Raw genomic sequence first — 24,943 nt, forward strand, 5'->3', positions numbered from 1 at the left:
CTCACCCTTAGGGGTGGTTTCAGGCCTGTTTCTGAGGCCATTCGGTGAAGGTGGCGGGGTTCGTGTTCCAGACCCCGGGGTTCCAGTCCTTCAGCAAGTCAGCCGTGGTATTGAGGGGGTCGTTGACCCCCAGCGAAGCACCGAGCCACAGCAACACGTCGCGCGCGCTGTAACCCAGTGCGTGTAATTCCTCAAGTGTTACAGCTCCGTCCCGTTTAGCCAACCGCGCACCCGTTGGCCCCAGCACGAGGGGCACGTGAACGTACTCGGGCGCGGGGTATCCCAACAGCCCTGCCAGGTAGGCCTGCCGCGGCGCGGAGGACAAGAGGTCGTCGCCGCGCACCACCTGATCGATGCCCTGGTGGGCGTCGTCCACGACCACCGCCAGGTTGTAGGCGGGGGTGCCGTCGTTGCGCACCAACACCATGTCGTCCACCGCGCCCGTGTACGCACCCGCAAAGTAGTCGTGCACGGTGAATTCGCTCACGTCCGCGCGCAGTCGGATGGCCGGCGGGCGCTCTTGCCGACGCCGCTCGCGAGCCTCCTCGTTCAGCTCCCGGCACGTACCGGGATAGGCCCCGGGGATCCCGTGCGGTGCCGACGCCGCGGCGTGAATCTCCTTGCGCGTGCAAAAGCATTCGTAGGTCAGTCCGGCAGCCGTGAGACGTTGCACCTCTCGCGAGAACTGCGGAATACGGGGGGCCTGGTAATCAACGGGCCCATCCCAATCCAGACCGATGGCCGCCAGATCCGCGATATTGCGCTCCGCGGCGCCCTTCTTCACACGGTCCAAGTCTTCAACCCGCAGGATGAACTTTCGCCCCGTGGCGCGAGCGAATCCCCACGCGGCCAACGCGGTGCGCAGATTGCCCAGGTGAAGGTCTCCCGACGGTGACGGCGCGAACCGGCCGGCGGGCGGCAGAGCGGCGTCGTTGGGAGAGGGTTTCGGGGAGGGCGAGGCAGGGTGGGAGGCGAACACGCGGGTCAGGCTAGCATTGCGTAACCTCAATCGTTGGGTGGATGTGGAGGGGTTCGGGTCCGGTTAGGCTGTTCGGCATGGCACGCATCCACGAGCTGCGCGACGGCGTTCACGTGATTGGCACGGAGAACTGGAGGTTGAACTCCGGACTCATCGTGGGATCTCAGCGTGCCCTGGTGATCGACACGGGTGCGGGACCGCGCCAGGGTCGCGAGATCCTCGCGGCCGTTCGTGAGGTGACCAACCTTCCCCTCACCGTGGTCAACACCCACGCGCATTACGACCACTACATGGGTAACGCCGTGTTCCAGCGTGCCGGTGTCGAGGAATTCTGGGCGCACAAGGCATGTGCGGTGGCCATGCGGGAGCACGGCGACTACCAGCGCAGTTTTGTGGGGACTCAAGAACCCGAAATGGGAGATGCCGAGGGTCTGGACACCCAGCTCGTGTTGCCGACCAACACCTTGCCCGGCAACGGTCGCCGCCCCTCGCTCACGCGTATCGAATTGGGCGACAAGCCCGTGACGCTGTTCTTCTTGGGCCTCGGTCACACCGACAACGACGTGTGCGTGGGCGTGGAGGACATTGTCTTCTGCGGTGACCTGGTCGAAGAAGGTGCGGATCCCAGCTTCGAGGATTCCTACCCGCAACGCTGGGTGGAAACGTTGCGCTCACTGGCGACGCTCGAGCGCTACAAGGTTTTCGTGCCCGGCCACGGCAGCCCGGTGTCCAACACGTTCGTGCTGCAACAGGCGGACACCATGGCGCTCGCGGTCAAGCGCGCGGAACAGGCCGATCCCACCTCGGCGGGCACTGTGACCGCTTCCATGTTCCGGCTCCCGTATCAGGCGGGGGTGGCCCGGGTCTTCCTGGACCGGTTGGCCACCGTCAGGATAGAGACCGCAGCCAGCGCGCCACAGATCGCCAGCTCAGAGCAGCCGCAGCCGCAATCCCAAGGTATCCCGCAATAACGGTCGCCCGCCCCGCCCACGTGCCTGCCACTGCGGGCGATGGCATCAGCGCCACGGTCACCGCCAGACCGATTGCCAGCACCAGCAGCGTGATGACCGTGCCCCGGCGGGGGCGCACTGGCGCACGATGGCCATGACCCGGTCCGTTGTACTGCGCGTACGGGTTCTGTTGGAATCCCGTGGGCGGGTATGGCTGCTGAGCCTGCGGGTACGGCGCGTTCACATATGGTGCGTTTGAGTACGACGCCGCCGCGGGGCCTTGGGTGCCGAAGCGCGGGTTTCCGTCTCCCCGGGGTCCTGGTTGTCCGATGCCCGGTTGGTGGGGGTTGTGCTGTTGCTGGTGAGATCCGGCGGGCGGGATGAATGCGCTGTCGCCGCGGTCCTCCCGGCGCTCAAGGTTCTCGCGACGGGCGTCCATCTTCTGTCGGACCCGGCGGTATACGTCGCTGGGGTGAGCTCCGGGACGGGACAGGGCGGCGTCGGTGAACCTGATGGCAATGACCGCGAGCACACCCCAGGCGCCCACGATGAGAAGGGCGGCGGCGGCGTCGGACGGGCGGTGCCAGCCGTTCAGCACGGTGAGCATGCCGGTGATCGCGGCCAGGAGCCATCCCCAGGTGGCTGTTTTGGCGCGCAGATGCGGGGGAGCGACCAGCAGAAGCGCCACGAGAATCGTGGCCGTGGCTGTTGTGTGACCGGACGGGAACGAATTGTGGACGATCTGCTGAATGCCGTAGTCGGGCTTGTTTAGGAGCACGCGCTTGAGGAACTGCGTGGTGAAATTGGCGCCCAGGATCATGCCCAGCCCCGCGAGGGCGGGGATCCAACGACGCGTGCGCACCGTCCACACGAGAGCCAGAACGGCGGCGGCGATCGATACCAGTTCCGGTAGGTGCTGGGCCGCGGCCAGGAAGATCCACGGGAAGAAATCGTTGCGATCGGCCTTGGCCTGCGCGAGAGCCTCGTCATCCAGGGACTGACCCGTCATGGTCATGAGGCTGATGTAGGACGCGATGCCAACGCACACGCCCAACATGGCCACGGTCATGAGCGGACGGATCACGGAGCGGCGGGGCATGGAACGCGCGGGCGCGGGAAGGAATGACAACGGGCAGCCTTATCGGGGGAAATCGACGAGCGCGGCCGGATCCGGATGATCGGCCATCGCAATATCTTGCCACGGGAGGCTTTGGTGGGGCTGAGAGAGGGCGCTCCGGCATGAAGGGGCCCCGGCACGGGGTGCGTGCCGGGGCTCAAACGGTCGTGTCTATCGGTTACTTGCGCTTGCGAGTGAATGCCGAGATACCGGTGATCTCGCGACCCACGATGAGTGCCTGCATCGAGTCGGTGCCCTCGTAGGTGGAGACGACTTCCATGTCGGTGAGGTGGCGGCCGATGTGGTTTTCCAGGAGGATGCCGTTGCCTGCGAGCATGTCGCGGGCGGTGCGGCACATGTCCAGGGCCTTGCGGGACGTGAACATCTTGACCATGGAGGCCATGGCGTCCGTGAGCTGGTCGTTCTCCGCCAGGTGGGCCATGCGGGTGCACATGAGCTGCATCGCAGTGAGGTCCGCGAGCATGGTGGCGAGTTTCTCCTGGACGAGCTGATAGTTGGCGATGGGTGCGCCGAACTGTTCGCGGTCCAAAGCATATTGCGCAGCGATTTCGAAGGCGGCCATGCCGTGGCCCAGGGCTTCCCATGAGGCGCCGCCTCGAGTGGCCTTGAGGACGCGGTTGACGTCTTTGAAGCTGTTGCAGTTCGGCAGGCGGTTCTCGTCCGGAACCTTGAGGTTCTCGATCACGATGTCCGCTTGGTTGATGGCGCGCTTGGCGATCTTGCCCTTGATGACTTCGGGACGGTAACCCTCGGGGTACTCGCCGTTGTCCTGCTTCTCGACCACGAAGGCCTTGACCTGCCCATCGGCCTCGTCACGTGCGTAGAGAACGATGACGTCGGCCGCGTGGCCGTTACCGATCCAGCGCTTGTGGCCGTTGATGACCCACTGGTTACCTTCCTTGCGGGCGGAGGTCTCCAGCGAGACGGAGTCGGAACCGTGGTCCGGTTCAGTCAGAGCGAAGGCGCCCGTCTTCTCGAGTTTGGCCATTACCGGAAGCCAGCGGTTGCGCTGCTCCTCGTTGCCGAGCATGTAGATGCTGCCCATGCACAGGTTGGAGTGCACGCCCAGGAACGTATTGAACGAGCCGTCAATGCGACCGAACTCGCGAGCCACGATGCCCGCGGTCTGACGCGAGAATCCGGGGCAGCCGTAGCCGGGAATGAAGGAGCCGATGATGCCCAGCTCGGGCAGCTTGGCGAACACCGGTTCCGGGTGTTCGGCGCGCTCCCAATACTCGTTGATGGTGGGCAGGATTTCTTTCTGACCGAAGGCCCTCACCTTGTCCCGCAGCTCAATGTCCTCGGGGGAGAGGTCCTGATCCAGGAGGAAGAAGTCGGGGTGATCGATGATGGCGGTCATGGTGGGCCTTTCGTTAGCAAGAGATGGATGAGGGTGACCGCTCTGTCGCGGTCTCGAATGTCAGGGTCGTTCAGTGATCAGCGCGGCAGCCAGGGCGTGACGCATGTGGTCGTCCAAGGGTTCGGGCTTCTGGGTGTCCGGATTGAGCTGGACGATCGCGGTTTCCGCAATCACACAGGGCTTGCCCTCCTGGTGCAGTTCGTGGTGCACGGTGTAGGATGTGGACCCGATTCGCGAAATCCACACGTGCGCCCACAGCTCTGGCCCGTAATTGATGGGGCGAAAGAAGTCCACGTTGAGTGAACGAACCACACGAGGCCGCGCGCCGTTGGGCACGGTTCCCGTCCAGTGCAGGGCAGCGCGTACGCGGGCTTCCTCGACCAAGGTGATCGCACGGGCATTGTTGACGTGGCCATTGGCGTCCTGATCGGACCAGCGCAGGTCGATCTCCCGTGAAAACTTGGTGCCTTGCGCTGGGTTGGTTTCAGCCATCACGACGGCGCTCCTCGAGCCAAGCGAGTACGCTCGCCTGATCCGCGCCCAAGGCCGGGGGTGCTTTGTCATACCCCACTGGTGTGCGGCTGAAGGACATGGGGTTCTTGATGGTCGGCACAGCCTCTTCGCCGGAGCCGGTCTCTACCACTGGGTTCAGCCCCAGGCGCTCCGCGTACTGCACGCCTTCATCGATATTGAGGATGGGCGCGCACGGAATGCCCTGGGCCTGCAATTTCGTGAACCATTCGTCCGCCGTCCCGGTGGACAGAGCTTCCACCAGCATGGGCCGAAGAATGTCACGGTGGTTGTTCCGGCCCTTCATGGTGGCAAAGCGTTCGTCCTCGGCCAGGTGGGCCACACCCAAGGTCTTCACCAAACGTGCGAACTGGCTGTCGTTGCCCACGGTGATGATCAAGTCCTTGTCACTCGTGGGGAAGGGGCCGTAGGGGTACAGGCTGGGGTGGTCGTTGCCCAGTCGCTGAGGTACGTTGCCGCACGCCGCGTAGCCGGTGGTCTGGTTGACCAAACCGGACAGCGCTGAGGACAACAGATCCAGCTGCAGGTGCTGACCTTGACCGGACTGTGCGCGTTCGTGCAGGGCACCTAAGATTCCGATGGCTGTGTGCAATCCGGTGATCACGTCGAACATGGCCACGCCCGCACGCTGGGGTGGGCCGTCCGGGGTACCGGTGACGGACATGAATCCTGACATGCCCTGCACCAACAGGTCGTAGCCCGGCATGGTGCGACCACCCTCGGTTCCGAAGCCCGTGATGCTCGCGTGGATCAGGTGAGGCCAACGCTCGGCGACCGAAGCGGCGTCGAGCCCGAATCGCTCGAGACCGCCCGGCTTGAAGTTCTCGACGAAAACGTCCGATGAATCGACGATTTGGTGAGCTGTCTCCAGGTCGGCCGGGTCCTTGAGGTCCAGTGCGACTGAATGCTTGTTCCGGTTCACGGACAGGAAGTAGGTGCTGACTCCGTCACGGTGCGGAGGAATCCACTGGCGGGAATCGTCGCCGCCGGGCCCCTCGACCTTGATGACCGTGGCACCCATGTCGGCCAAGAGCATGGTGCAGTACGGTCCCGCGAGAATGCGGGTGAAATCAGCAACGACCACTCCGCTGAGGGGGCCCTTGGGGGCCTCGGTGGCTGGCAGCGTCATGAAAGTGACCTCGAAGGGTGGGAATGAATGTGTCTTGAACCACATAACCACCGGTATTAGGCTCTGTCTAATATAAATTGCGTCCCCCGGTGATGCTCGAAACGCAATAAAGGCGGCAATTGATGGATGTCCACCAGGCCAAGGCGTTCCTCGCGGTCGCGGAAGAGCTGCATTTTGGGCGGGCCGCTACCAGATTGCGGGTGGCACAGCCGCCCCTGAGCAGGCTCATCAAGCAACTCGAAAAGAGTCTGGGTGCCGAACTCTTCGAGCGGAGCACTCGTCACGTGTCACTCACTCCGGCGGGCAAAGCCTTGATCGAACCGGCTACCAGGCTGGTGTCCACCTCCGAGGACGCCAAACAAGCCGTGCGGGACGCCGTGAGCGGTGAAACCGGGCGCGTCCGGTTGGGCTTTGCCGGCGCGTCCATCAACCACAAGGTGGGAGAGTTGGCGCGGCAAGTGAAGGCTAAGCGGCCCGGGGTCATGCTCGAACTGCACAGTTCGCAGTTCTCGCACTTAGGCCTGGAACGGCTCCTGGACGACTCACTCGATTTGGTCATTGGGCGCTGGGATTTCATCCCCGCGGAACTCAATTCCTGCATCCTGGCGCAGGAAGAAGTCATGGTCGTGTTGCCCAAGAACCACCCGATGGCCAACCAGCCGCGTGTGAGCATGGCCAGCCTGTCAGAAGAATCGTGGGTCACCCTGCCGGGCGGAGCGGTCTCGGCGCTCTCGAACCGCTTGAATTCCTTGGCCATGAGCGCAGGATTCGTCCCCCGCGTGGTGCAGACCGCCCCGGATTCCTGGACCCTGGTCGTGCTGGTGGGCGCGGAAATCGGGTGTGCAGTGAGTCTGGATTCTGTGCGCGACAACGTGTCATCTGACGGCGTGGTGTTCCTGCCGCTCGCTGAGGAGCAGCGCCCGCTGGAAGTCAGATTGGTGTGGCGGGCCTCGGACCGCAACCCTGCATTGCGATCAGTGATCCAGATCGCGCGCACGATGTTCGCCGAGGCCCGCCACACCGGTGAGCAGAACGCTCAGTCGTAGCTGTACCAGCCCTGCCCGGACTTTCGTCCGAAGCGGCCGGCCTCATAGAGCTCCTTGATGGCGGGCCGCGGGAGGCTCTCCGGATTTCCGGTTTGCTCGTACTCGGCCATACGGATCAAGTAAACGACGTCCACACCCACCAGGTCCATCAATTCAAACGGGCCCATGGGATGGCGCAGCGCGGTCTTCGCGGCGACATCGATGTCCTCGAAGTCGGCAATGCCCTCTTCGTAAAGCTTGAGCGCCTCGGTGCGGAGCGCACCCAGCAGACGGTTGGCCACGAAACCGGGGGTCTCCTGCTTGAGCTTCACGGGCTTCTTGCCGAAAGACTTGGCCAAGGCCACCGCCGTTTCGACCGTCTCAGCGGAGGTGTGCTCATTGGGAACCACTTCCACGCACTCCATGACCAGGGCAGGGTTGAAGAAGTGAAAATTGCAGACCTTGTCCGGGCGTTCGGTCGCATCGGCCACGCGGGAGGACACGATATTGGACGAGTTCGTGGCCAGGATCGCATGCGGTGGGCAGATCTGGTCCAGCTCCGTGAACAGTTCACGTTTGATACCCAGATCCTCCACTGCCGCCTCGATGACGAAGTCCGTCTGGGCGGCGCTCCCATCGCGGTCGGTGGTGAATGTGAGCCGATCGAACGCGGCTGCCACGTCCTCCTGAGAACGGCGGCCCTTTTCGACATCGCGATTCATGCGGGATTCAAGTTGAGATTTGGCGCGCTCCACGTACTCCTCGGCGATGTCCACGAGGGCGGTGGTGTATCCGGCCAGCGCGGACACCATGGCGATCTGGGAGCCCATGGCACCGGCACCGATCACGGTGACGTGCTTGACGCCCTCCAGGGGATTGCTGTTGTCGCTCACGCTTCATCGTCCTTTCGCTGGGCAGCTCGGTAGTCGGGCGTGCGCTTTTCCAGGAACGCGTTGGTTCCCTCGACCTTCTCGGCGCTGCTGTACAGCACCGACTGCGCCAGGCGTTCCAAGAGGATTCCCGTGCTGTGATCGGCGTCGAATCCGTGGCGCACCACGGTCTTGGCCAGCTGAGTGGCCAACGGTCCCTTGGAGAGGATCGTCTGCGCGGTTTCCTTGGCCTTTGACATGAGTTCTTCGGGTTCGACGACGTCCGTCACCAGTCCCATGGTCAAGGCCTCTTGGGCTTTGACGCGCCTACTGGTCAGAATCATCTCGGTGGCTCTACCCACTCCCACCAATCGCGCCAGGCGCTGAGTGCCCCCTGCGGCCGGCATGATGCCCAGGCTGGTCTCTGGTAGGGCGAACTGGGCGTTGGTGGACGCGATCCTGATGTCACACGACAAGGCCAGCTCGTGACCCCCGCCGAAGGCATAACCGTTGACCGCGGCGATGGTCGGCTTGTGGAACTGTTCGACCTTTTCGTAGACACCCTGCATTGCGGCGCGCAGGCCGTCCTTCGGCTTGCGGACGGCCAGCTCATTGATGTCAGCACCGGCCACAAAGGCCTTTTCGCCGGCGCCCGTGAAGATCACGATCTGAGCGTCGTCGTTGGCGGCCAGCTCATCCAAGGCCTGGGAAATTTGGCCGAGAACGGTCGCGTTGATGGCGTTGCGTACCTCGGGGCGGTCGATGGTGATCACGGCGATGCCATCCTGGATGTCCACCGTCACGGTGTTGTCAGCAGAAGTCACTGAGCGGGCTCCTTTTCTTCGGCTTGGGGAATGCGGGCTATTTGGCCGGTGTCCGGGTCAATCACCGGTGCAGGTTTCATGATGCGAACCACCACCGCAGAGACGACCACGATGGCCAGACCGATTAAGGTCACTACGAGACCGGGCAGGAACATCATGAATCCGCCCACTGCCAGTAGGACACGGAAGGGAATCGGGACCTGGCGGTCCACGAAGGACATCCAGCCGCCGATGGCCGCTGCCAGTGCATAGACGGCGATCAAGCTGAACACGAAGGCCAGGGCAACTTCTCCCGGGGGCGCCTGGGCAACCAGGGCGGGGTTGAGGGCGAAGCCGAACGGCACCACGTATTTGACCGCTCCGAGTTTCATGGCAGAGAAACAGGTAGCCATTGGCGAGGCCTTGGAGATACCGGCGGCAGCAAAGGCTGCCAATCCCACGGGCGGGGTGATGTAGGAGACCGAGGCCCAGTAGATGACGAACAGGTGTGCGGCGATCGGATCGACGCCCAGGGCGGTCACCGCTGGGACCATCACGATGGCCAGGAACACGTACGCGGCGGAGATGGTCAACCCCATACCGAGCACGAAACACACTGCTGCGCCGGCCACGAGGAGCAGTATGACGTTGTCGCCCACCAAGGCCACCAGGTCACGCGACAGTGACAGGGCCACACCGGTGGCGCTCAAGCCACCCAGGATCAGACCCACACCGGCAATGATGGCCACGATCTGACCGAGGGTCTTGCCCACGTCCACGCCCAGGTCGATCCACTGCGAGGGACCGAACTTCAGGCCGGGCTTGATCAATGCGATGACCAGCAGCAGACCGACTACCCAGAAGGGGACCTGGGATTCGGAATCTCCCACGAAGAGCATGACGGTCAGTAGACCGAGTGCGGCCAGGTACGGCCAGCCGGCGATCAGCGAGGCACCCGCACGGGGCAATAGGTGCTTGGCGGTGCCGCGCAGACCGCGCTGCGCGGCATAGCCGTCGATCTGGAAGAAGATGCCCAGGTAGTAGAGCAGGGCTGGGATCGCCGCGGCGATGAGGATGTTGGTGTAAGGCACACCCACGAAGGACACCATCAGGAATGCCGCGGTGCCCATGATGGGCGGGGTGATGGAACCACCGGAGGAGGCTGTTGCCTCCACCGCGCCGGCCACCTTGGAGCTAAACCCGGACTTCTTCATGGCTGGGATGGTCATGGGGCCGGTGGTCAGAACGTTGGAGACGGCCGAACCGCTCATCATGCCCATGGCTGCGGAGCTTGCCACGGAGACCTTGGCGGAACCACCGCGGTAGCGGCCGAAGATTGCCATGGACAGGTTGTGGAAGAAGTCCGCGCCGCCGGTGTGCTGGAGCACGGTACCGAACAGCAAGAAACCCACCAGGATGGTGCCAGCGGTCTGAAGCGGCAGCCCCAGGACACTGTCCGCGCCCATGGTGTGAACCTGGGCCAGTGTGGGCAGGTCGTAAGAGATGCCCTGCAGGAAGGAGAGCGGAATGGCACCGGCGAATAATGGGTACACCGAGAACGCGAAAGCAATCACGGTCACGATCCAGCCGGACCCGCGACGCAGAGCCTCCAGCACGATGATCCAGAACACGAAACTGAGCACGGTGGCCAGAGTGGGCGCAATGAACTGCCAGCCGTATTCCTGGATCTTCACACCGTTCACAGCGAAGTACCCGCACGTGCCAATGGTGACCAGAATCAGAAGGATGTCGTACCACGGAACTCCGCGAGCGGCGTCGGCGGTCTTGCCAGGGCGCGCTGCCGAGGAACCATCGCCGTCAGATCGTTCAGTAGTCTCTGCGCCCTTGGCCGGCTCCTTCTTCTTGACCAGCGGGGTGGCGATGAAAACGATCGGCACGAAGCACGCGATGAGCAGGTACAGGAACGTATTCGTCAGGACTGCCAGACCACCGATGTTCCAGAAGAACACCTGGTTCATGGTCAGGAGGATGCCGGCGACGGACAGCGCGATAATGACCCCGCGCCAGAAGGGGGTCAGGCGAGGGTTGTGGTCATGGAGCACGGCGTCGCCGGCGTGCGCGTGGGTATCGGCGAACGGATCCACATCCTGCGCCACGGACTGAGCGGATGGCTGACCGGCGGATTTGGCGGGTTGCTGGACGGTGCTCATGCCGCACCTCCGTTATCTGAAGAGTTGGGAAGGTCATCGATGGTGGGGAGCTTGGGTAGGTTCTCGCGCTTCCAATCGACCCACTTGGCGGGCACCTCGGGGTCGTTCTTATGCTGCTCCCAGAAGTCCGGCCAGGCCTCCGCCATCCGTTGTTCCCTGTCCAGCAGGGCGTCGTTGCGGGTTTGAAGGTCTTTGGTCCAGCGACCTTTCTCCTTGAGGAAATCGACCATGGCCTCGTGGAACGGGACCACCATCGGGTCCAGCAGGATCTGGTCGAAGGCGAAGTTCTTGGCGTCCGGGGTGGCGTTCTTGTAGTCCTCGAAGTACTTGTCCATCGCTGTGACCAAGCGAGTGACCTCGTCGTAGGGGCGCTCCGCCAGGGTGGTCAAGGGAATGGAGTACTGCATGTTTACCGCGGACTCGCCGTCGGCCATGCCTGCGCCGTCCGTGAATCGACCGGGGATGACCATGGGGGCGAGTTCTTCCCAGGTTTCGTAGCGGGACTGGTCGTTGCCGCCCAGGTCCAGCCAGCGGATCGGGTACTGCGAAGCAGGTTCCTCCACGTTGGCGCCCACCACGTTTTGATACATGGCGTCCAGCTGTCCGGTCTTGACCGCCTCGATCTGGCCGCCGTAGGAGATGTCCACCATTTCGACGTCCGACCCGGTGAGACCGCCGTAATTGAGGATGGCCTCCAACTTGCGGTTCATGGACGTGCTGGCGACCAGGCGAGGGTACTTTTTGCCCTTGAGGTCGGCCACAGTCTCGATGCCGCTGTCCTTGCGAACCAGCACGCCGTAGTTGCCCGGGGGTGTCCACACCTGGCGCAGGGGTTGGGGTCCCCACTGTTCGGAGGCGAACTCGTCGTTACCTTCAAAGGCGTAGTAGTACTCGTCGCCTGCTCGGGAGTACTGAGCGGTGCCGTTGATCAGTGGAGCTAAGCGGCCAATGCCGGTGTCAGAGGTCATGAGTCGGATCTGGCGACCCGTTTTACCGGTCAGCGTATTGGCTACGGCGGCGAGGTCGTTGTAGGTGCCCGTGCCCACGTTGTAGGTGGACCACACGAGTTGCTGGGTACGGTCGGTTGCACGAGGGCCGGATGAACAGCCCGAAAGCATCGCCAATGCGGACACCGACGACATGCCCATGAGCAATGAGCGTCGACTGATGGGACGTGGCATGTTGCCTCCATGAATCACAGTTGGAGAGGTGTCGCTCGGCAGACGCGCGAGGATCAAAAGTGCGTCGCGCGGTCTCGAAAACCGGCGTTGTTCATTCTTACCGTCATTGTGTGATGCGCAACACTATGCGGGGTGATTCATGTCGAACCGGTCATAATTCGATTCATGAGAAGCAAAGGGATTCGGTCTCGCCGCTGCGTTTTACCCCGGCGGAAACACCCCAGTCCCGCCCAGCGACACCGCCATGATCACCAGCGTGGACAACAGTCCCAGGACCACCGGCCGGCCGCCGACCCGCAGCAGAGTCTTGAAATGCACGCCCAATCCCAGCGCGAACATCGCCGCGGCCAACAGGAGCGTCTGCACCACCTGCACAACCGCGAGGACGCTCTCCGGAAGCACCCCTGCCGTGCGGATCAGCATGGCGATCACGAATCCCACCACGAACAGCGGCACCAGAGGGGGCCGCTTGCCGGCTCGTGCTTGGCCGTGACGATTCATGTACACGGTGATGCCCGCGATGACCGGAGCCAGCATGAGCACACGGGCCAGTTTCACGGTCACCGCCACAGCTAGCGCACCTCCGCCGACGGCGCCGCCCGCCGCCACGACCTGGGCCACCTCGTGCGTGGAGCCACCGATCCACATGCCCAAGGATTCCTCCGGCAAACCCAGTAGTTGTCCCAGGAATGGAACCAACGGGATCATCAGGGTTCCGAAGAAGACCACCAAGGCCAGGGCTGTGGCCGTTTCCTCTTTACTGGCGCAGGCCGTATCTTCCGTGGCCGCCACGGCAGCTGCGCCGCAGATTGAGAATCCCGAAGCGATGAGCAACCGCTGAGCCAAGCTGATGCCCATCAGGTGGCCGATCCACAGGGTCGCCCCAAACGTCATGGTCACGGACAACAGCACAACGAGCAGCACGCCCGGCCCCAGGTCGAGAATTGCGGACAGCGACAATTGGAAGCCCAGCAGGATGATCCCCGTGCGCAGCAGCTTCACGGAGGAAAAATCCACGCCGGGATTCAAGGTCTTCGGGAACGGCAACAGGTTGCGCCACAGGGCACCCAACAAAATGGCGATCAAGAGGGCACTGAGTCCTGGAATGGCTCCCGACACTAGCCAAGAAACGCCGGCGGCCAACAGGCAGACGACTACCCCCGGAACGAGATTTGTTGTGTCCCTTACCTTGCCGACCATGCCTCCGAACCTACCGCCAACAGCGCGGCGGCCTTCGGAGCTGGCGACGTGGTTACTCGGTGGTCGCTTACGGTGCGCTGAACGCGCATGTCAGGCCCTACTCGGTGAATGACCGGACTTTCTCCCGCAGTCCCAGCCGCACGGTTGGCCACTCGCGATCAATGATCGAAAAAACGACGACGTCGCGCACGGTCCCGTCCTGCCACACATCGTGATTGCGCAGCACGCCGTCCTGCTTGGCGCCGAGTGCCGCGATGGCAGCCCGGGAGCGGCGATTGTGCCAGTGAGTGCGGAACTCCACCGCGATGCATCCCAGAGTCTCGAAGGCATAGGTGAGCAACAGGAGCTTGGATTCCGCGTTGATACCCGTTCCTTGGGCGCTGGATGCAATCCATGTGGATCCTATTTCTAGGCGTCTGTCCTCCGGGCGGATATGCAGGAACGTGGTCACGCCGACCGCTCGGCCATCGCTTATCCGCCGGATCGCCCACGGAACCGCTTGTTGTTCTGCGTTCTGATTCAGCCTGGTTTCGATGTCCTCGAGCATGTTTTCCGGTGCTGGCAGCCGGGCAACCCATGTCGTGTAAAGGTCATTCTCCGCAATAGCTTCTGCCAGCTCCGGTGCGTGGTCGACCGATAGCGGCTCGAGCTGCACGAGGTCTCCGATGAGCTCGGGGATTGCGTAGAAGTCCATGGGCTAAGGTTACGACTGGATGCGAGCGGCCGGGGACCGGGAATCATAGATTCGTGTACGAAAATTATGAGTATCTCGGTTACTCATAATTTTTGGAAGTTTCATTATGAACAGGCGCGGTTGCGCCCCCGTGACCGGCTGCGGACGAAGGTGCTTTCCGGCAACGTCGGGCGGGAAATCCCAAGATGATCAGCGGCTTGTTGGGTGGTCAGTCTTTTGTTGGTCGGCACCACAGAGACGCCTCGATCATTGCCGGGTGTGTCTACTACGTGAGTGAGCGGGAAGTAGACCTCTGCGGGGATCTCCTGTTTGTCGCCTGCAGGGGACACTAGGTTAGGGATCTGCCTGTCGCTGGCAGCGGGAGTGCCATCAAGGAATCGAGAAAGAGCTTTGAGCTCTTCCTTGTGTGCGGGGCTGGGGGTCACGGTTGAGCGTTCCTGGGCATTGGTGGTAATGACCCCCGTCTAGTGAATAATCGAAATATTGGAAATGCTGCCCCTACCCCTGAGGGCGTGTCTAGTAGCTCGTGACAATCATGTGTAGGTGCTACTGCAACTCCACCACCGGCACGAACTCGTACCCCAGCCCCCGGATGCCCTCCACCGTCTCTTTGAGGTAGTTGATGTCCAGGTAGGGGTGGAAGAAGAAGCTCGCCGTGGATTCTCGAACGGCCAGGTGCGCTTCGGCCCGGGAGATCAGGAACTCCGGGTCGCGGGTGGCGTGGTTGTTCTGTTCGGCCTCGGTGATGTTGCCGAGGTTCTCCGGGTACACCTTGCTGCCGTAAATGTCATGCACCGCGTACGGGAAGTGCTGGCTGTAGGCGCGCCCGGCCTCACTGGGTTCCCCGGAAAGAATGCCCGCGAAGTAGTCGCTCTGCTCGTACCGGGCGTTGTAGACCTCGGTCATTGCGGCGTAGGCGTTCGGTGAGGCGGCGTAGTGCGGGGTTTCGAAAATCTCCGGCTCACCCAGCCCCGCATCGATCATGACCTGACGGCCTTTCTCGATGCGTGCCTTGTGCTGCTCCACGGCATCCTCGGACACTCTGCCGATCTGGCGAATGTACGAGGTGTTCTCACACTCCCCGAACTCGAACGGCTGCTGCGCCGTCGCGCTGCACCCGAAGCGGTAGAACTCGTAATCCTCGCCCGTGCGGCCGCTGTACGGATTGTCACCCGTGCCGAACTGATGTGTAGTGCCGTGCTGAATCAGCGTGCCGCCGCGATCCTGCATGTACTTGAGCGCGTCCACGATCTCGGGACGGTCCAGCAGACTCAGCCCGTACCAGTCGTTTTCGTCGGGCGTCTTAGCAATGTGAATGGGCATCACGGCCACCTGGAACGGAACACCGGCACCCTGAAGATAATCGGCCATGGCACGCAGGTCGGCCGGATCGGACTCGGGTCCCACATCTTCCAGACGCACCGCGGCCTGCTTGACCGGGGCGGTATCGGGGGCCAGAAGACCATAGAACAAGTCCGAATAGATCAGGTAGACATCATTCTCGTCGATGTAATCCAGTGGAATTTCGCTCACGAACGTCAGATTCTTGGAACGCACCGCCCACGGGACGTCCTGAGCGCCGTCGGCGTCGTCGGCCACGCACGAAACCGGGGCGTCGTCCTTCCGGCACTGCGCGCTGGCCAGCACTTCCACGGAATCGCCGGATCCCACGACGGGCGATTCCACGGTCTCCACGGAATCGGTGTATCGCGCCACGTCCCGGTCGTTGTAGCGCACCGAATACAGCAGGTCGCTGCTCACGGTCTGGGTCTCGCCCGAGTCCCAGCCAAATTTTTCACGGAACGACGCCGCTCGGTCGCCTTGGCCGCCCGACATGGCGTTGAGATTCTCGCCCACCCACATCACCGGAGTGTCCAAGGTCAGAACATCATCCAGGAAAGCTTCCGGGGGATTGGCTACTGAATCCGTCCCGATGTACACCACCGCGTCGTAAGCACTCATGGCGTTGTCCGCGTAATCAGCCACCGGTTTGATCTCCGCGGTGCCGAAATGCGTCACCAGGTTCCCCGTCGCCACGGCGTAGAGCTCGCCGTCCGAGGCGGACTCGCCCGTCTTGTCATAGAGCACCAGCGTGGATGCCTTGCCCTCCTGACCGAACTTCTCGGCAAAAGCCGCTTCCGAACCGCTCGGATCCCCGTCGGAGACGGTGGTGTACTCCCTGGCCAGCGGTGAACCCTGGCCCTCCCGCAACGAGTCGTTAGTCAGCCCGAAAACTACGGCGGCGGACACGAGTACCAGCACCAGCAGCCCCGCCACCCAGGCCGCACGTTGGCCCCGCGTCAATTCAAAAGTTTTGCTCATGGCTCCCCCGCCTGAACGTGATGTGGATCGAGAAATGGGTGTCCGTCCAAGCCCGAACACCTTGCGAAAGGCTTAGCCGACAGCGGTGCGCACCAACGACGGTTCGCCAAAGCTGAACTCTTCAACGGCATCCCCCATGCCGAAGTGCCGGGCGAGCGCGTGCACCGTGCGTTCGGCGGCGCGGCCGTCGCCGTACGGATTGAGCGCGCGTGACATCCGCTCGTACGCGAGGGGATTGCTGATGAGTGTGGACACCTCACGGGCAATGGTGTTCTTGTCGGTCCCCACCATCTTCACCGTTCCCGCGTCAACGGCTTCCGGGCGCTCCGTGGTCTCGCGCATCACCAGAACGGGCTTGCCCAATGAAGGGCCTTCTTCCTGGACGCCCCCGCTGTCCGTGAGAATGATCTTCGACCGTTCCATCAGCGCGCAGAACTGCGCATAGGGCAACGGTTCGATCATCATCACGTTCTCGCACCCCTCAATGGCGGGCCCGATGGACTCTCGCACCAGAGGATTGCGGTGCGCCGGGAAAATGAAATCGTGGTCGGGATGCCTCCGTGCCAAGGCTGCGATGGCGCGGCCCACTGACTTCAGCGGTTCGCCCCACGATTCCCTGCGGTGCGCCGTGACCAGGACGACCGGGTGACCCCGGTCGAGCCGCTGGACCAGAGCGGCGTCGTCAATCCGAGGCTGTGCCGCCACGGTGACCAACAGGGCATCGATCACAGAATTTCCCGTGACCACGATGTCCGCCGCCGCCACGTTTTCCCGGAGCAAATTCTCGCGACTCTCGGCGGTCGGGGCCAGATGCAAACTCGCGATCTGGCCCGTGAGTCGGCGGTTGATCTCCTCCGGAAACGGCGATGACTTGTTCCCCGTGCGTAGCCCGGCCTCGGTGTGAACCACCGGGATTTCGGAGTAGAAGGCGGCCAGAGCGCCAATGAACGACGTGGTCGTGTCGCCCTGCACCAGCACGGCATCTGGACGTTCCGTCTGGAGGATCCGCGTCAGCCCCTCGAGCGTGCGGGCGCTGATCTGCGTGAGGGTTTGACCGGGGGAGTGGATGTTCAGGTCGTGATCCGGCACGATGCCGAAATTCTGGTTGACCTGGTCCAACATCTCCCGGTGCTGGCCCGTCACGACCACCCGCACTCGGAAACGTGGATCGTTCTGCAGCGCCAACACGATGGGCGCCATCTTGATGCCCTCGGGGCGCGTGCCGTAGACGGCCATGACGTTGATGGGTTGAAGGGGGGTTACTCGTACCATGATCTCTCTCCTGAGGGGCGCCGGCCCAGGGCGCCCCGATAGCCAGCGTCAGTCGCCTGGTGCGGCGGCCACGCTGAGGTCCATGAAGCGGACCCGGGCGTCTTCCGTGTACAAACCGATGGAGCCGCCGCGATACGGCCGCTCCCTGTCAACGACCTTGGCCAGTACATGGCCATTGACGCTGACGGTCATTTGCGGCCAGTCCTGCTTGACCTCAACTCGATATTCCTCACCGATGGGAAACGTCATGTCATCACCTGTGGCCAAGAATCGCTGACTTCCCGGGTACTTGGGATCCTGCTTGGAAATCTCCCAGCCGTTGGGCTTGAGAGCCACGGCGTAGAAATGATCGTTGTCCCGGAAATTCCACAGCACCCAGCCCACCTCCCACACGTTGGGAGAACCTTCGCGCACCTGTTCCTCGGTTTTCACCGTGATCTGAAAATCGGCGTCCTGGTAGGTCTCGCTCGTGTGCACGAGCGATCCGTGGGTGACATCCGCGGACGTCGCCGCCTTGGGTTCCAGCACAACTTGCTGGTCCGTGCCCACGGTGCGGCCGTAGCCGTTGTACAGCGCCGTCCACCGGCCATGGGTTTCCCCGTCCGCCCAGGGCTGGAATCGCCACATGTTATTGACTCCCGCCGTGACCAACAGTGCCAGCAGCACTACTCCCAACAGCACTGCCAGGAACTTCCTCAGATAAGGCCTCACCGGTCAGCTCCTCCGCGGACGCATCCACTTGGTTCGTGCTTTCGACATTGCGTTCCGTCTTGGACCACGAGTTCTGACCGACGACGGCGCGGTAGGCGGCCTTCCAGCCCGCCACGTACCAGAGCAGGGCGTAGAGAACGTACCCGTGGATCAGTGCAATGGCCGCCAGCGGATTCAATCCGTGATGTTTCTCCTGCGACCAGTAGACGAGACCGAACAGAACAGCCGGGCCGAATGCCACCAGGTAGGCCGAAAGCCACCATGGCGAGACCACCGCTTCACCCAGGACGATCCCGATCAGGATGTCGAGGACCCAGAACGCGAAGGCCGCACTCAGGAACGACGTGACCAAGAGAAGGAAGGGGCTGGTCAAGTGGTACAGAATGTCCGCCCGGCGCGTTCCCGCGAGATCACGCAGGACCCAGGGCACGAGGTTCCAGGACTGAAGGTGGCCCTGGAACCAGCGGGTGCGCTGCTTGATCCACCGCTTGACGTCCACCAGACCCTGCTGATGGACGGAGGACGTGGAGCAAAACTCGATGTCCCACTCGTCGATGTGCAAGCGCACACCCAGATCCAGATCCTCGGTGAGACTGCGTGACCAAGGGGACGGACCCAATCCCGTGAGCGCGGACAGTCGCACGAACTGACCGTTGCCGCCCAGCCCCACGCTGCCCAGGTGCCGGCGCCCACGCTGGAAGACATGGGTGAACAGCACGAACTCGATATCCTGCATCCGTGCCAGCAAGTTCTGCTGCCGGTTGTTGATGCGAACCCCGATCTGCACGGCACCCAGTTGCTCGTCGGAGAACAGGGGCATGACATCGCCCAGAGTGTGGGGGTCCAATCGGCCGTCCGCGTCCATGACGCATACGATCACTTCGGATTGCGGCAACCCGGCGATCAACTCACCCGCCACGAGGTGGCGGATGGCCGCGTTCAAAGCCTCACCCTTGCCTTGACGAGCTTCCGGTAGGACACGTTGGAACAGGTGAACGCGTGGGTCCGGATGTGAACGAACGATGTCCGCGGTGCCGTCATCGGACCCGTCATCAATCACGAGAATATGGGTCCGCGGGTAAGTGAGACTGGTTAGACGGTCCAAGCTGGCTTCCAGGACGCGATCCTCGTTCAAACACGGAACTACGAAGACCACGGTCTTTCCTGAATCGGAATTTATAGCGTGACCTGGGCGAACTCTGTGTTCACGAGGTTCAAAACGAGAAAGCACCAACAACGTCAATCCGTACAGGACGCTAACCAGTACCAGGGCAATTGCGAGCCATAGGACCAAATCGATCCTGTTCCCAAAAAATATGATCATGACGGATTCTTTACCGTTGACGTGCAGCTTTATTCACGGTGGTGGCCGTGTGTCTGCCCCGAACATGACGACCCGCGTGCAATGCATGTGACCCGCCGGCGATCGCCGTCGCAACGCCGCCCCTGGAGTGCTGCCGCAGCGTCTGCCAGGTGGTGAACGCGCTGGAGATGGTCACGGCGCACAGCATGAAAAGCATGTAGGCGAGGAAGAGCACCATGGCGATCATCAGTAGTAGTCGGCCGCCACTTTGTAGGATCGATTGCGCGGATTCCGAGATGCTGGCCACGCTATTTAAGGGCGTGCTTAAAGCTATGAACATGTGTTTCCCCCAATGGATCAGTCCCGTTCCCCAACAGGACCCACGGCGCCATTCATCATTGATGTGCCGATTGACCTCAGTGTGGCACCAGAGTCTAGTTACCGCAAGGTTTTTCAACGAGTTCGAATTCGTTGCCCGCACAATAGGGGACTAATCCGGAAGTCCCGGTCACCGGTGATTCCAGGATGAAATCCCTTTTTCACTTCGGGAAACGCGGCTCCCGCGATGGGCGCCCGGTCTGCGGCCGCGGCTCGCCCGGCGGGTCGGAAAGTGGGATGCCGCCGAGGCCCTGTCCTCACCGCCCAGCAGGCGGGCGGTAGTTCTGCCGGCAAGAACAGCCACGCTTCGTTAACCCCCGCGAAACCTTTTGATGAGTAACTCAAAATATGACATATTGAACCTATGACCTCGACCACACTTTCCTCGCAGCCGCAGGACCAGGAGAACGGCGGCCACGGCGCCGTCGAACCCCTGTCGTGGGCTGCGCGGATCCGTGAGGCCGGACTGCGGGTCACCAAGCCCCGGTTGGCGGTGTTGGACGCATTGGAGCGATCCCCACACGCGACCGCGGACGAGGTGCTTGCGGCCGTCCGCACGGTGATGCCCAGCATTACCGTGCAGTCCATCTACGTGGTGTTGCACTCGCTCACCAAGGCCGGATTGCTGCGCCAGCTTGACCTGGCAAACTCTCCTGCCCGGTACGAGACTCGGGTGGCCGACAATCATCACCATGCGGTGTGCACGGTGTGTGGGCGCATCGAGGACGTCGCCTGCGCTGTTGGGCACGCTCCTTGTCTGGTCCCCACCGAAACCCATGGGATGAACATCCACGTGGCTGACGTGGTCTACCAAGGTGTGTGTTCAGATTGCTCGGCTCACCAGGTCGACAAGACGATGACCCTGACGTAGACCCTCCCAACTCCGGAAAACCCACCTGGGTCGACCGGTTCTCTCACCCGTCCCCAACCCAACCTAGGAGTAAGTGATGACGGATTCCATGCCGCACGGCACTGGTTCAACCACTCAGGCGGGCATCCCCGCAGTCAGCGACCGCAACTCGCTGACCACCGGTCCCGATGGAGCGATCGTTCTGCACGACCACCACCTGGTGGAGACCCTGCAGCACTTCAACCGCATGAACGTTCCCGAGCGTCGTCCGCACGCCAAGGGCTCCGGCGCTTTCGGTACTTTCGAGGTCACCGAGGACGTCTCCAAGTGGACCAAGGCAGACTTCCTGCAGCCCGGTAAGAAGACCGACATGCTGGCTCGATTCTCCACCGTGGCCGGCGAGCTGGGCTCCCCGGACACCTGGCGCGACGTCCGCGGTTTCGCGCTGAAGTTCTACACCGAAGAGGGCAACTTCGACCTGGTCGGTAACAACACCCCCATCTTCTTCGTGCGCGACCCAATGAAGTTCCCGCACTTCATCCGCTCGCAGAAGCGTCTGCCGGACTCCGGCCTGCGTGACGGCACCATGCAGTGGGACTTCTGGACCCAGAACCCCGAGTCCGCTCACCAGGTGACCTACCTGATGGGCCCGCGTGGCCTGCCCAAGACTTGGCGCAACATGAACGGCTACGGCTCCCACACTTTCATGTGGGTCAACGAAGCCGGCGAGAAGTTCTGGGTCAAGTGGCACTTCATCAGCAACCAGGGCGTGGAGTTCCTCTCCAACGAAGAGGCCGAAGCACTGGCCGGCTCTGACGCTGAGGCTCACCGCCGCGACCTGTTCGACGCCATCGAGCGCGGCGAGCACCCCTCGTGGGATCTGTACGTGCAGGTCATCCCCTACGAAGAGGGCAAGACCTACCGCTTCAACCCCTTCGACGTCACCAAGACGATCTCCAAGAAGGACTACCCGCGTCACAAGGTCGGCACCATGACCTTGAACCGCAACCCGAAGAACTTCTTCGCGGAGATCGAGCAGGCCGGCTTCTCCCCGGCCAACGTGGTTCCCGGTATCGGCATGAGCCCGGACCGCATGCTGCTGGGCCGTAACTTCGCCTACGCGGATGCTCAGCGCTACCGCATCGGCACCAACTTCCAGCAGCTGCCGGTCAACCGCCCGAAGAACGAGGTGCACACCTACAACTTCGAGGGCAACATGTGGTACCACGACAGCGGTGACCGCCGCACGTACGTACCCAACTCCTTCGGTGACTCCTGGTCGGACGAGACCGGCCCCGTGGACAACGGTTGGGAGGACGACGGCGCCCTGGTGCGCGAGTCGCAAGCCCTCCGCGCGGACGACGGTGACTTTGTGCAGGCAGGCATTCTGGTCCGCGAGGTCTTCTCGGATGCCGAGCGCGACGGGTTCGTCGAGACCGTTGCCGGCGCCCTGGACGGCGTGCAGGAGCCGGTGCTGTCCAACGCCTTCCAATACTGGAAGAACGTGGACGCCACCATTGGTGAGCGCATCGAAAAGGCCGTCAAGGACGCAGCCCAGGACGACTCCGTCCCGGGCATGGGCGTTGACGAGGACAAGTAGGGTCTAAATTCCTCATCCCCCGCCGCCGCGCGGTGGGATTGACGGACCCGCGTGAACGGCCCGGCTGGATGTTCCAGTCGGGCCGTTCGCATGTCCCGGGTGCTTCGCGACCCGTTCACGAGCGTTCCCATTGGGCGGACCTACCCTTGAAGCATGACCTCCCCACACACCCTGGATCTCCCGCCCGTTGATGCTCTCCTCGATACCGTTCGCGTGGTCGCACTCCCGATGCGCGTGAAGTTCCGTGGGGTCACGGTCCGCGAGACCGCGATCTTCCGGGGTCCCGCAGGGTGGGGCGAGTTCGGTCCGTTCCCCGAATACCAGGACGCCGAAGCATCGCAGTGGCTCCGCGCTGGCATCGAAGCCGCCTGGCAGGGGTTCCCCGCTCCCGTTCGCGAGAGCATCCCGGTCAACGCAACCGTCCCCGCCGTCCCCGCGGATCGGGTGGGTGACGTACTCGCCGGGTACGGCGGCGCGGTCCCCGCCGTGAAGATCAAGGTCGCCGAGCGCGGCCAGTCCTTGGCTGACGACGTCGCTCGTGTGGCCGCCGTCCGCGACCTCCTTCCTGACGCGGAGCTTCGCGTGGACGCGAACATGGGCTGGGACCAGGATCAGGCCGTCGTGGCGCTGACCGAGTTGGCGGTGTACGACCTTGAATACGCCGAACAGCCCGTGGCCACCATCGAAGGCCTGGCTGCCGTGCGGCAACGGCTGCGGGACAAGAGCATCGATCTGAAGATTGCTGCGGACGAGTCCGTGCGCAAAGTCGAAGATCCCCTCGCCGTGGCCCGAGCGTGGGCCGCGGATCTCATCATCGTGAAGGTGGCCCCGCTCGGGGGAGTGCGTCGAGCACTTGAGATCGTGCAGGACGCGGGGCTGCCCGCCGTCGTCAGCTCTGCGATCGACAGCTCGGTGGGAATCCGCGCGGGCGTTGCCTTGGCCGCAGCGTTACCTGAGCTGCCGTACGCGTGCGGGCTGGGAACTTTGTCGCTCATGGAAGGGGACGTCACCCGCGAACCGCTCAAACCGCAGGACGGCTTCATCGCCGTGCGAGACGTTGCCGTGGACGAAGGCCTGCTGGATGAATTCGCGGTCACGGGGGAGCGACGGGACTGGTGGCTCGACCGGATCCGCCGGGCCCACGCACACCTGGTGAGTTAGCGCACCGCGCTCGCCTCGGCGGCGTGCGACTCAGCCCCGGGCTCTATAGGCACCTCGTACAGCCGCAGCTTGAGCAGCGCGAGCGCGGCGAGCACCACGATCACGGACACACCGATGTAGAGCTGCGTGGGGGTCCACCCGGCGTCCAGCAGCACGCCCACCAGAACGGGCGCCAGGATCGCGCCGATGCGTCCCACGCCAATGCCCCAGCCAACGCCGGTGGTTCGCACGGCGGGAGCATAGGTCTGCGGTGCCACGGTGTAGAGGCCGGCCACGCAACCGTTGATGAGCATGCCCACGATCACGCCGCTGAAGAACGCGAGGGTCGGCATGGACGTGGTCGTAATGAATACCACCAGCGTCACGGCGGAGAGTAGCGAGAACACGAGCAGGGTGAGGCGGGCATCGCGGCGGGTGGTGATCGCGCCGTAGAGCAGCGCACCGAACGTTCCGCCCATCGTCAGCATGATGCCGCCCACGATGCCTTGTTGCTCTGTCATACCGGACTCGACCAGCAGTTTGGGGGTCCACGAATTGGCGAAGTAGAAGCCGAACATGATCACGATGAACGCGATCCACAGCATCAGGGTGGGCACGCGGTAGCGGCCGTTCAGGAGTTGTGTCACGCTGCCCTGGTTGCTGGCTGCGGCGTCGGGCGGGCCCAGAACCACGTCACTCGGCAGGCCAATGCGGCGAGCAATGCGAGCGATCTTTTCGGCGGCGTCCCGGGGACGGCGGGCGCGGTAGTAGTCCACGGATTCCGGCAGGATCAGGGCGGTGAGCACGATTCCGATCACGGTCAGGATCGCGCCGGTGAGGAACACCGAACGCCAGCCGAAGCCGGGGATCAACTGGGTTGCGCCCATGCCGCCGAGCGTGGCACCCACTCCGTAACCGGCCGCGTAAATGCTCACGGCCATGCCACGGTTGCGATTGTTGGAGTACTCGCTGGTGAGAACCGTGATCGTTGCCAGGATGCCGCCCACGCCAACCCCGGTGAGCACGCGCCACAGCCCCAGCTCGACGGCGCTCCCGGCCGTTGCGGACAAGAACAAGCCCAGGCCGTTCAGCACCAAGGCGACCAGCAGAATGTTGCGCCTTCCATATCGGTCCGCGAAGGGACCCAGGAGCAGCGCGCCCGCGCCCATGCCGATCAGGCCAGCGCTCAAGAGCCAGCCCAGCTGGGAACCGGACAGCCCGAACTCCGCAGTCACGGAGGTTGCGGTGAACGCCATCGCCAGGACGTCGTAGCCGTCCAGGGCATTCAAGAAGGTGGCCATGGCCACGATGACCCACTGGTAAACGGACATTCTGGA

General features: G+C 63.1%; 22 protein-coding genes. 5 read left to right on the forward strand and 17 right to left on the reverse strand.

What is annotated here, in order from left to right; translation table 11 throughout:
- Positions 1-19 precede the first annotated feature (19 nt).
- Positions 20-979: a tRNA glutamyl-Q(34) synthetase GluQRS gene (gene gluQRS / locus CKW39_RS01945; protein ID WP_371514522.1), complete on the reverse strand. Its 960-nt coding sequence runs from the start codon at positions 977-979 to the stop codon at positions 20-22.
- A 77-nt stretch (positions 980-1,056) separates the two neighbouring features.
- On the opposite strand from gluQRS, the gene CKW39_RS01950 reads away from it, so the two are divergent.
- Positions 1,057-1,950, forward strand: a complete 894-nt coding sequence (locus CKW39_RS01950; RefSeq protein ID WP_095796485.1) for an MBL fold metallo-hydrolase — start codon at positions 1,057-1,059, stop codon at positions 1,948-1,950.
- Here the strand turns inward: CKW39_RS01950 and CKW39_RS01955 are convergent.
- From CKW39_RS01955 to CKW39_RS01970, 4 genes are all read right to left on the reverse strand, one after another.
- Positions 1,868-3,058 carry a phosphatase PAP2 family protein gene (locus CKW39_RS01955; RefSeq protein WP_254049228.1) on the reverse strand — a complete coding sequence of 397 codons (1,191 nt, stop codon included), beginning with the start codon at positions 3,056-3,058 and terminating at the stop codon, positions 1,868-1,870. The two genes, CKW39_RS01950 and CKW39_RS01955, sit on opposite strands and share 83 nt — an antisense overlap.
- 166 nt (positions 3,059-3,224) lie before the next feature.
- Positions 3,225-4,427 (reverse strand): acyl-CoA dehydrogenase family protein, encoded by a 1,203-nt coding sequence (locus tag CKW39_RS01960; protein ID WP_095796486.1) that lies wholly within the window; start codon positions 4,425-4,427, stop codon positions 3,225-3,227.
- A 60-nt stretch (positions 4,428-4,487) separates the two neighbouring features.
- A complete protein-coding gene (locus CKW39_RS01965; protein ID WP_095796487.1) occupies positions 4,488-4,919 on the reverse strand; it encodes a thioesterase family protein in 432 nt (143 codons plus the stop codon).
- Positions 4,912-6,087, reverse strand: coding sequence for a CaiB/BaiF CoA-transferase family protein (locus CKW39_RS01970; protein WP_173674264.1), 1,176 nt, complete (start codon positions 6,085-6,087; stop codon positions 4,912-4,914). Before CKW39_RS01970 ends, CKW39_RS01965 begins: the two co-directional genes overlap by 8 nt.
- Before the next feature lie 122 nt (positions 6,088-6,209).
- Here CKW39_RS01970 and CKW39_RS01975 point away from each other — a divergent pair, with 122 nt between their 5' ends.
- A complete protein-coding gene (locus CKW39_RS01975) occupies positions 6,210-7,133 on the forward strand; it encodes a LysR substrate-binding domain-containing protein (RefSeq protein ID WP_095796489.1) in 924 nt (307 codons plus the stop codon).
- Here the strand turns inward: CKW39_RS01975 and CKW39_RS01980 are convergent.
- The 11 genes from CKW39_RS01980 to CKW39_RS02035 all read right to left on the reverse strand — a co-directional run bounded on the left by CKW39_RS01980 (position 7,124) and on the right by CKW39_RS02035 (position 19,885).
- Complete coding sequence (locus tag CKW39_RS01980; protein ID WP_256382220.1) at positions 7,124-8,005, reverse strand: 3-hydroxyacyl-CoA dehydrogenase family protein; 882 nt, start codon at positions 8,003-8,005, stop codon at positions 7,124-7,126. The two genes, CKW39_RS01975 and CKW39_RS01980, sit on opposite strands and share 10 nt — an antisense overlap.
- Positions 8,002-8,805 carry an enoyl-CoA hydratase/isomerase family protein gene (locus CKW39_RS01985; RefSeq protein WP_095796490.1) on the reverse strand — a complete coding sequence of 268 codons (804 nt, stop codon included), beginning with the start codon at positions 8,803-8,805 and terminating at the stop codon, positions 8,002-8,004. Before CKW39_RS01985 ends, CKW39_RS01980 begins: the two co-directional genes overlap by 4 nt.
- Positions 8,802-10,955: a TRAP transporter permease gene (locus CKW39_RS01990; protein WP_095796491.1), complete on the reverse strand. Its 2,154-nt coding sequence runs from the start codon at positions 10,953-10,955 to the stop codon at positions 8,802-8,804. Before CKW39_RS01990 ends, CKW39_RS01985 begins: the two co-directional genes overlap by 4 nt.
- Positions 10,952-12,136, reverse strand: a complete 1,185-nt coding sequence (locus CKW39_RS01995; protein WP_095796492.1) for a TAXI family TRAP transporter solute-binding subunit — start codon at positions 12,134-12,136, stop codon at positions 10,952-10,954. Before CKW39_RS01995 ends, CKW39_RS01990 begins: the two co-directional genes overlap by 4 nt.
- Before the next feature lie 201 nt (positions 12,137-12,337).
- Positions 12,338-13,336 (reverse strand): YeiH family protein, encoded by a 999-nt coding sequence (locus tag CKW39_RS02000; RefSeq protein WP_095796493.1) that lies wholly within the window; start codon positions 13,334-13,336, stop codon positions 12,338-12,340.
- 97 nt (positions 13,337-13,433) lie between these two features.
- Positions 13,434-14,030, reverse strand: coding sequence for a GNAT family N-acetyltransferase (locus CKW39_RS02005; protein WP_095796494.1), 597 nt, complete (start codon positions 14,028-14,030; stop codon positions 13,434-13,436).
- A gap of 546 nt (positions 14,031-14,576) precedes the next feature.
- A complete protein-coding gene (locus CKW39_RS02015) occupies positions 14,577-16,352 on the reverse strand; it encodes a DUF2334 domain-containing protein (RefSeq protein ID WP_095796495.1) in 1,776 nt (591 codons plus the stop codon).
- A 72-nt stretch (positions 16,353-16,424) separates the two neighbouring features.
- A complete protein-coding gene (gene wecB, locus CKW39_RS02020; protein WP_216823137.1) occupies positions 16,425-17,624 on the reverse strand; it encodes a non-hydrolyzing UDP-N-acetylglucosamine 2-epimerase in 1,200 nt (399 codons plus the stop codon).
- 48 nt (positions 17,625-17,672) lie between these two features.
- Positions 17,673-18,305 (reverse strand): family 16 glycoside hydrolase, encoded by a 633-nt coding sequence (locus tag CKW39_RS02025; protein WP_095796496.1) that lies wholly within the window; start codon positions 18,303-18,305, stop codon positions 17,673-17,675.
- Positions 18,253-19,659, reverse strand: a complete 1,407-nt coding sequence (locus CKW39_RS02030; protein ID WP_095796497.1) for a glycosyltransferase family 2 protein — start codon at positions 19,657-19,659, stop codon at positions 18,253-18,255. The genes CKW39_RS02025 and CKW39_RS02030 overlap by 53 nt, the downstream gene beginning before the upstream one ends.
- Positions 19,660-19,669: 10 nt before the next feature.
- Entirely contained in the window at positions 19,670-19,885 is a 216-nt protein-coding gene (locus CKW39_RS02035; RefSeq protein ID WP_143469922.1) for a hypothetical protein, read from the reverse strand.
- A 495-nt stretch (positions 19,886-20,380) separates the two neighbouring features.
- On the opposite strand from CKW39_RS02035, the gene CKW39_RS02040 reads away from it, so the two are divergent.
- The 3 genes from CKW39_RS02040 (at position 20,381) to CKW39_RS02050 (ending at position 23,627) form a co-directional block, all read left to right on the forward strand.
- Positions 20,381-20,887 (forward strand): Fur family transcriptional regulator, encoded by a 507-nt coding sequence (locus CKW39_RS02040; RefSeq protein ID WP_095796499.1) that lies wholly within the window; start codon positions 20,381-20,383, stop codon positions 20,885-20,887.
- Between the two features lie 76 nt (positions 20,888-20,963).
- Positions 20,964-22,466: a catalase gene (locus tag CKW39_RS02045; RefSeq protein ID WP_095796500.1), complete on the forward strand. Its 1,503-nt coding sequence runs from the start codon at positions 20,964-20,966 to the stop codon at positions 22,464-22,466.
- A gap of 153 nt (positions 22,467-22,619) precedes the next feature.
- Positions 22,620-23,627: an o-succinylbenzoate synthase gene (locus CKW39_RS02050; protein WP_095796501.1), complete on the forward strand. Its 1,008-nt coding sequence runs from the start codon at positions 22,620-22,622 to the stop codon at positions 23,625-23,627.
- Here CKW39_RS02050 and CKW39_RS02055 read toward each other — a convergent pair.
- A complete protein-coding gene (locus CKW39_RS02055) occupies positions 23,624-24,937 on the reverse strand; it encodes an MFS transporter (RefSeq protein ID WP_254049229.1) in 1,314 nt (437 codons plus the stop codon). The genes CKW39_RS02050 and CKW39_RS02055 overlap by 4 nt on opposite strands.
- Between the last annotated feature and the right edge of the window lie 6 nt (positions 24,938-24,943).

It is taken from the genome of Kocuria sp. WRN011 (assembly GCF_002295155.1).
Lineage (GTDB): Bacteria > Actinomycetota > Actinomycetes > Actinomycetales > Micrococcaceae > Kocuria > Kocuria carniphila.

Bases quoted from the DNA above. Each gene is read 5' to 3' on its own strand.
- CKW39_RS01950 (WP_095796485.1), top strand. From the start codon at position 1,057: ATGGCACGCATCCACGAGCTGCGCGACGGCGTTCACGTGATTGGCACG.
- CKW39_RS01960 (WP_095796486.1), bottom strand. From the start codon at position 4,427: ATGACCGCCATCATCGATCACCCCGACTTCTTCCTCCTGGATCAGGAC.
- CKW39_RS01965 (WP_095796487.1), bottom strand. From the start codon at position 4,919: ATGGCTGAAACCAACCCAGCGCAAGGCACCAAGTTTTCACGGGAGATC.
- CKW39_RS01970 (WP_173674264.1), bottom strand. From the start codon at position 6,087: ATGACGCTGCCAGCCACCGAGGCCCCCAAGGGCCCCCTCAGCGGAGTG.
- CKW39_RS01975 (WP_095796489.1), top strand. From the start codon at position 6,210: ATGGATGTCCACCAGGCCAAGGCGTTCCTCGCGGTCGCGGAAGAGCTG.
- CKW39_RS01990 (WP_095796491.1), bottom strand. From the start codon at position 10,955: ATGAGCACCGTCCAGCAACCCGCCAAATCCGCCGGTCAGCCATCCGCT.
- CKW39_RS01995 (WP_095796492.1), bottom strand. From the start codon at position 12,136: ATGCCACGTCCCATCAGTCGACGCTCATTGCTCATGGGCATGTCGTCG.
- CKW39_RS02000 (WP_095796493.1), bottom strand. From the start codon at position 13,336: ATGGTCGGCAAGGTAAGGGACACAACAAATCTCGTTCCGGGGGTAGTC.
- CKW39_RS02005 (WP_095796494.1), bottom strand. From the start codon at position 14,030: ATGGACTTCTACGCAATCCCCGAGCTCATCGGAGACCTCGTGCAGCTC.
- CKW39_RS02015 (WP_095796495.1), bottom strand. From the start codon at position 16,352: ATGAGCAAAACTTTTGAATTGACGCGGGGCCAACGTGCGGCCTGGGTG.
- wecB (WP_216823137.1), bottom strand. From the start codon at position 17,624: ATGGTACGAGTAACCCCCCTTCAACCCATCAACGTCATGGCCGTCTAC.
- CKW39_RS02030 (WP_095796497.1), bottom strand. From the start codon at position 19,659: ATGATCATATTTTTTGGGAACAGGATCGATTTGGTCCTATGGCTCGCA.
- CKW39_RS02035 (WP_143469922.1), bottom strand. From the start codon at position 19,885: ATGATCGCCATGGTGCTCTTCCTCGCCTACATGCTTTTCATGCTGTGC.
- CKW39_RS02040 (WP_095796499.1), top strand. From the start codon at position 20,381: ATGACCTCGACCACACTTTCCTCGCAGCCGCAGGACCAGGAGAACGGC.
- CKW39_RS02045 (WP_095796500.1), top strand. From the start codon at position 20,964: ATGACGGATTCCATGCCGCACGGCACTGGTTCAACCACTCAGGCGGGC.
- CKW39_RS02050 (WP_095796501.1), top strand. From the start codon at position 22,620: ATGACCTCCCCACACACCCTGGATCTCCCGCCCGTTGATGCTCTCCTC.
- CKW39_RS02055 (WP_254049229.1), bottom strand. From the start codon at position 24,937: ATGTCCGTTTACCAGTGGGTCATCGTGGCCATGGCCACCTTCTTGAAT.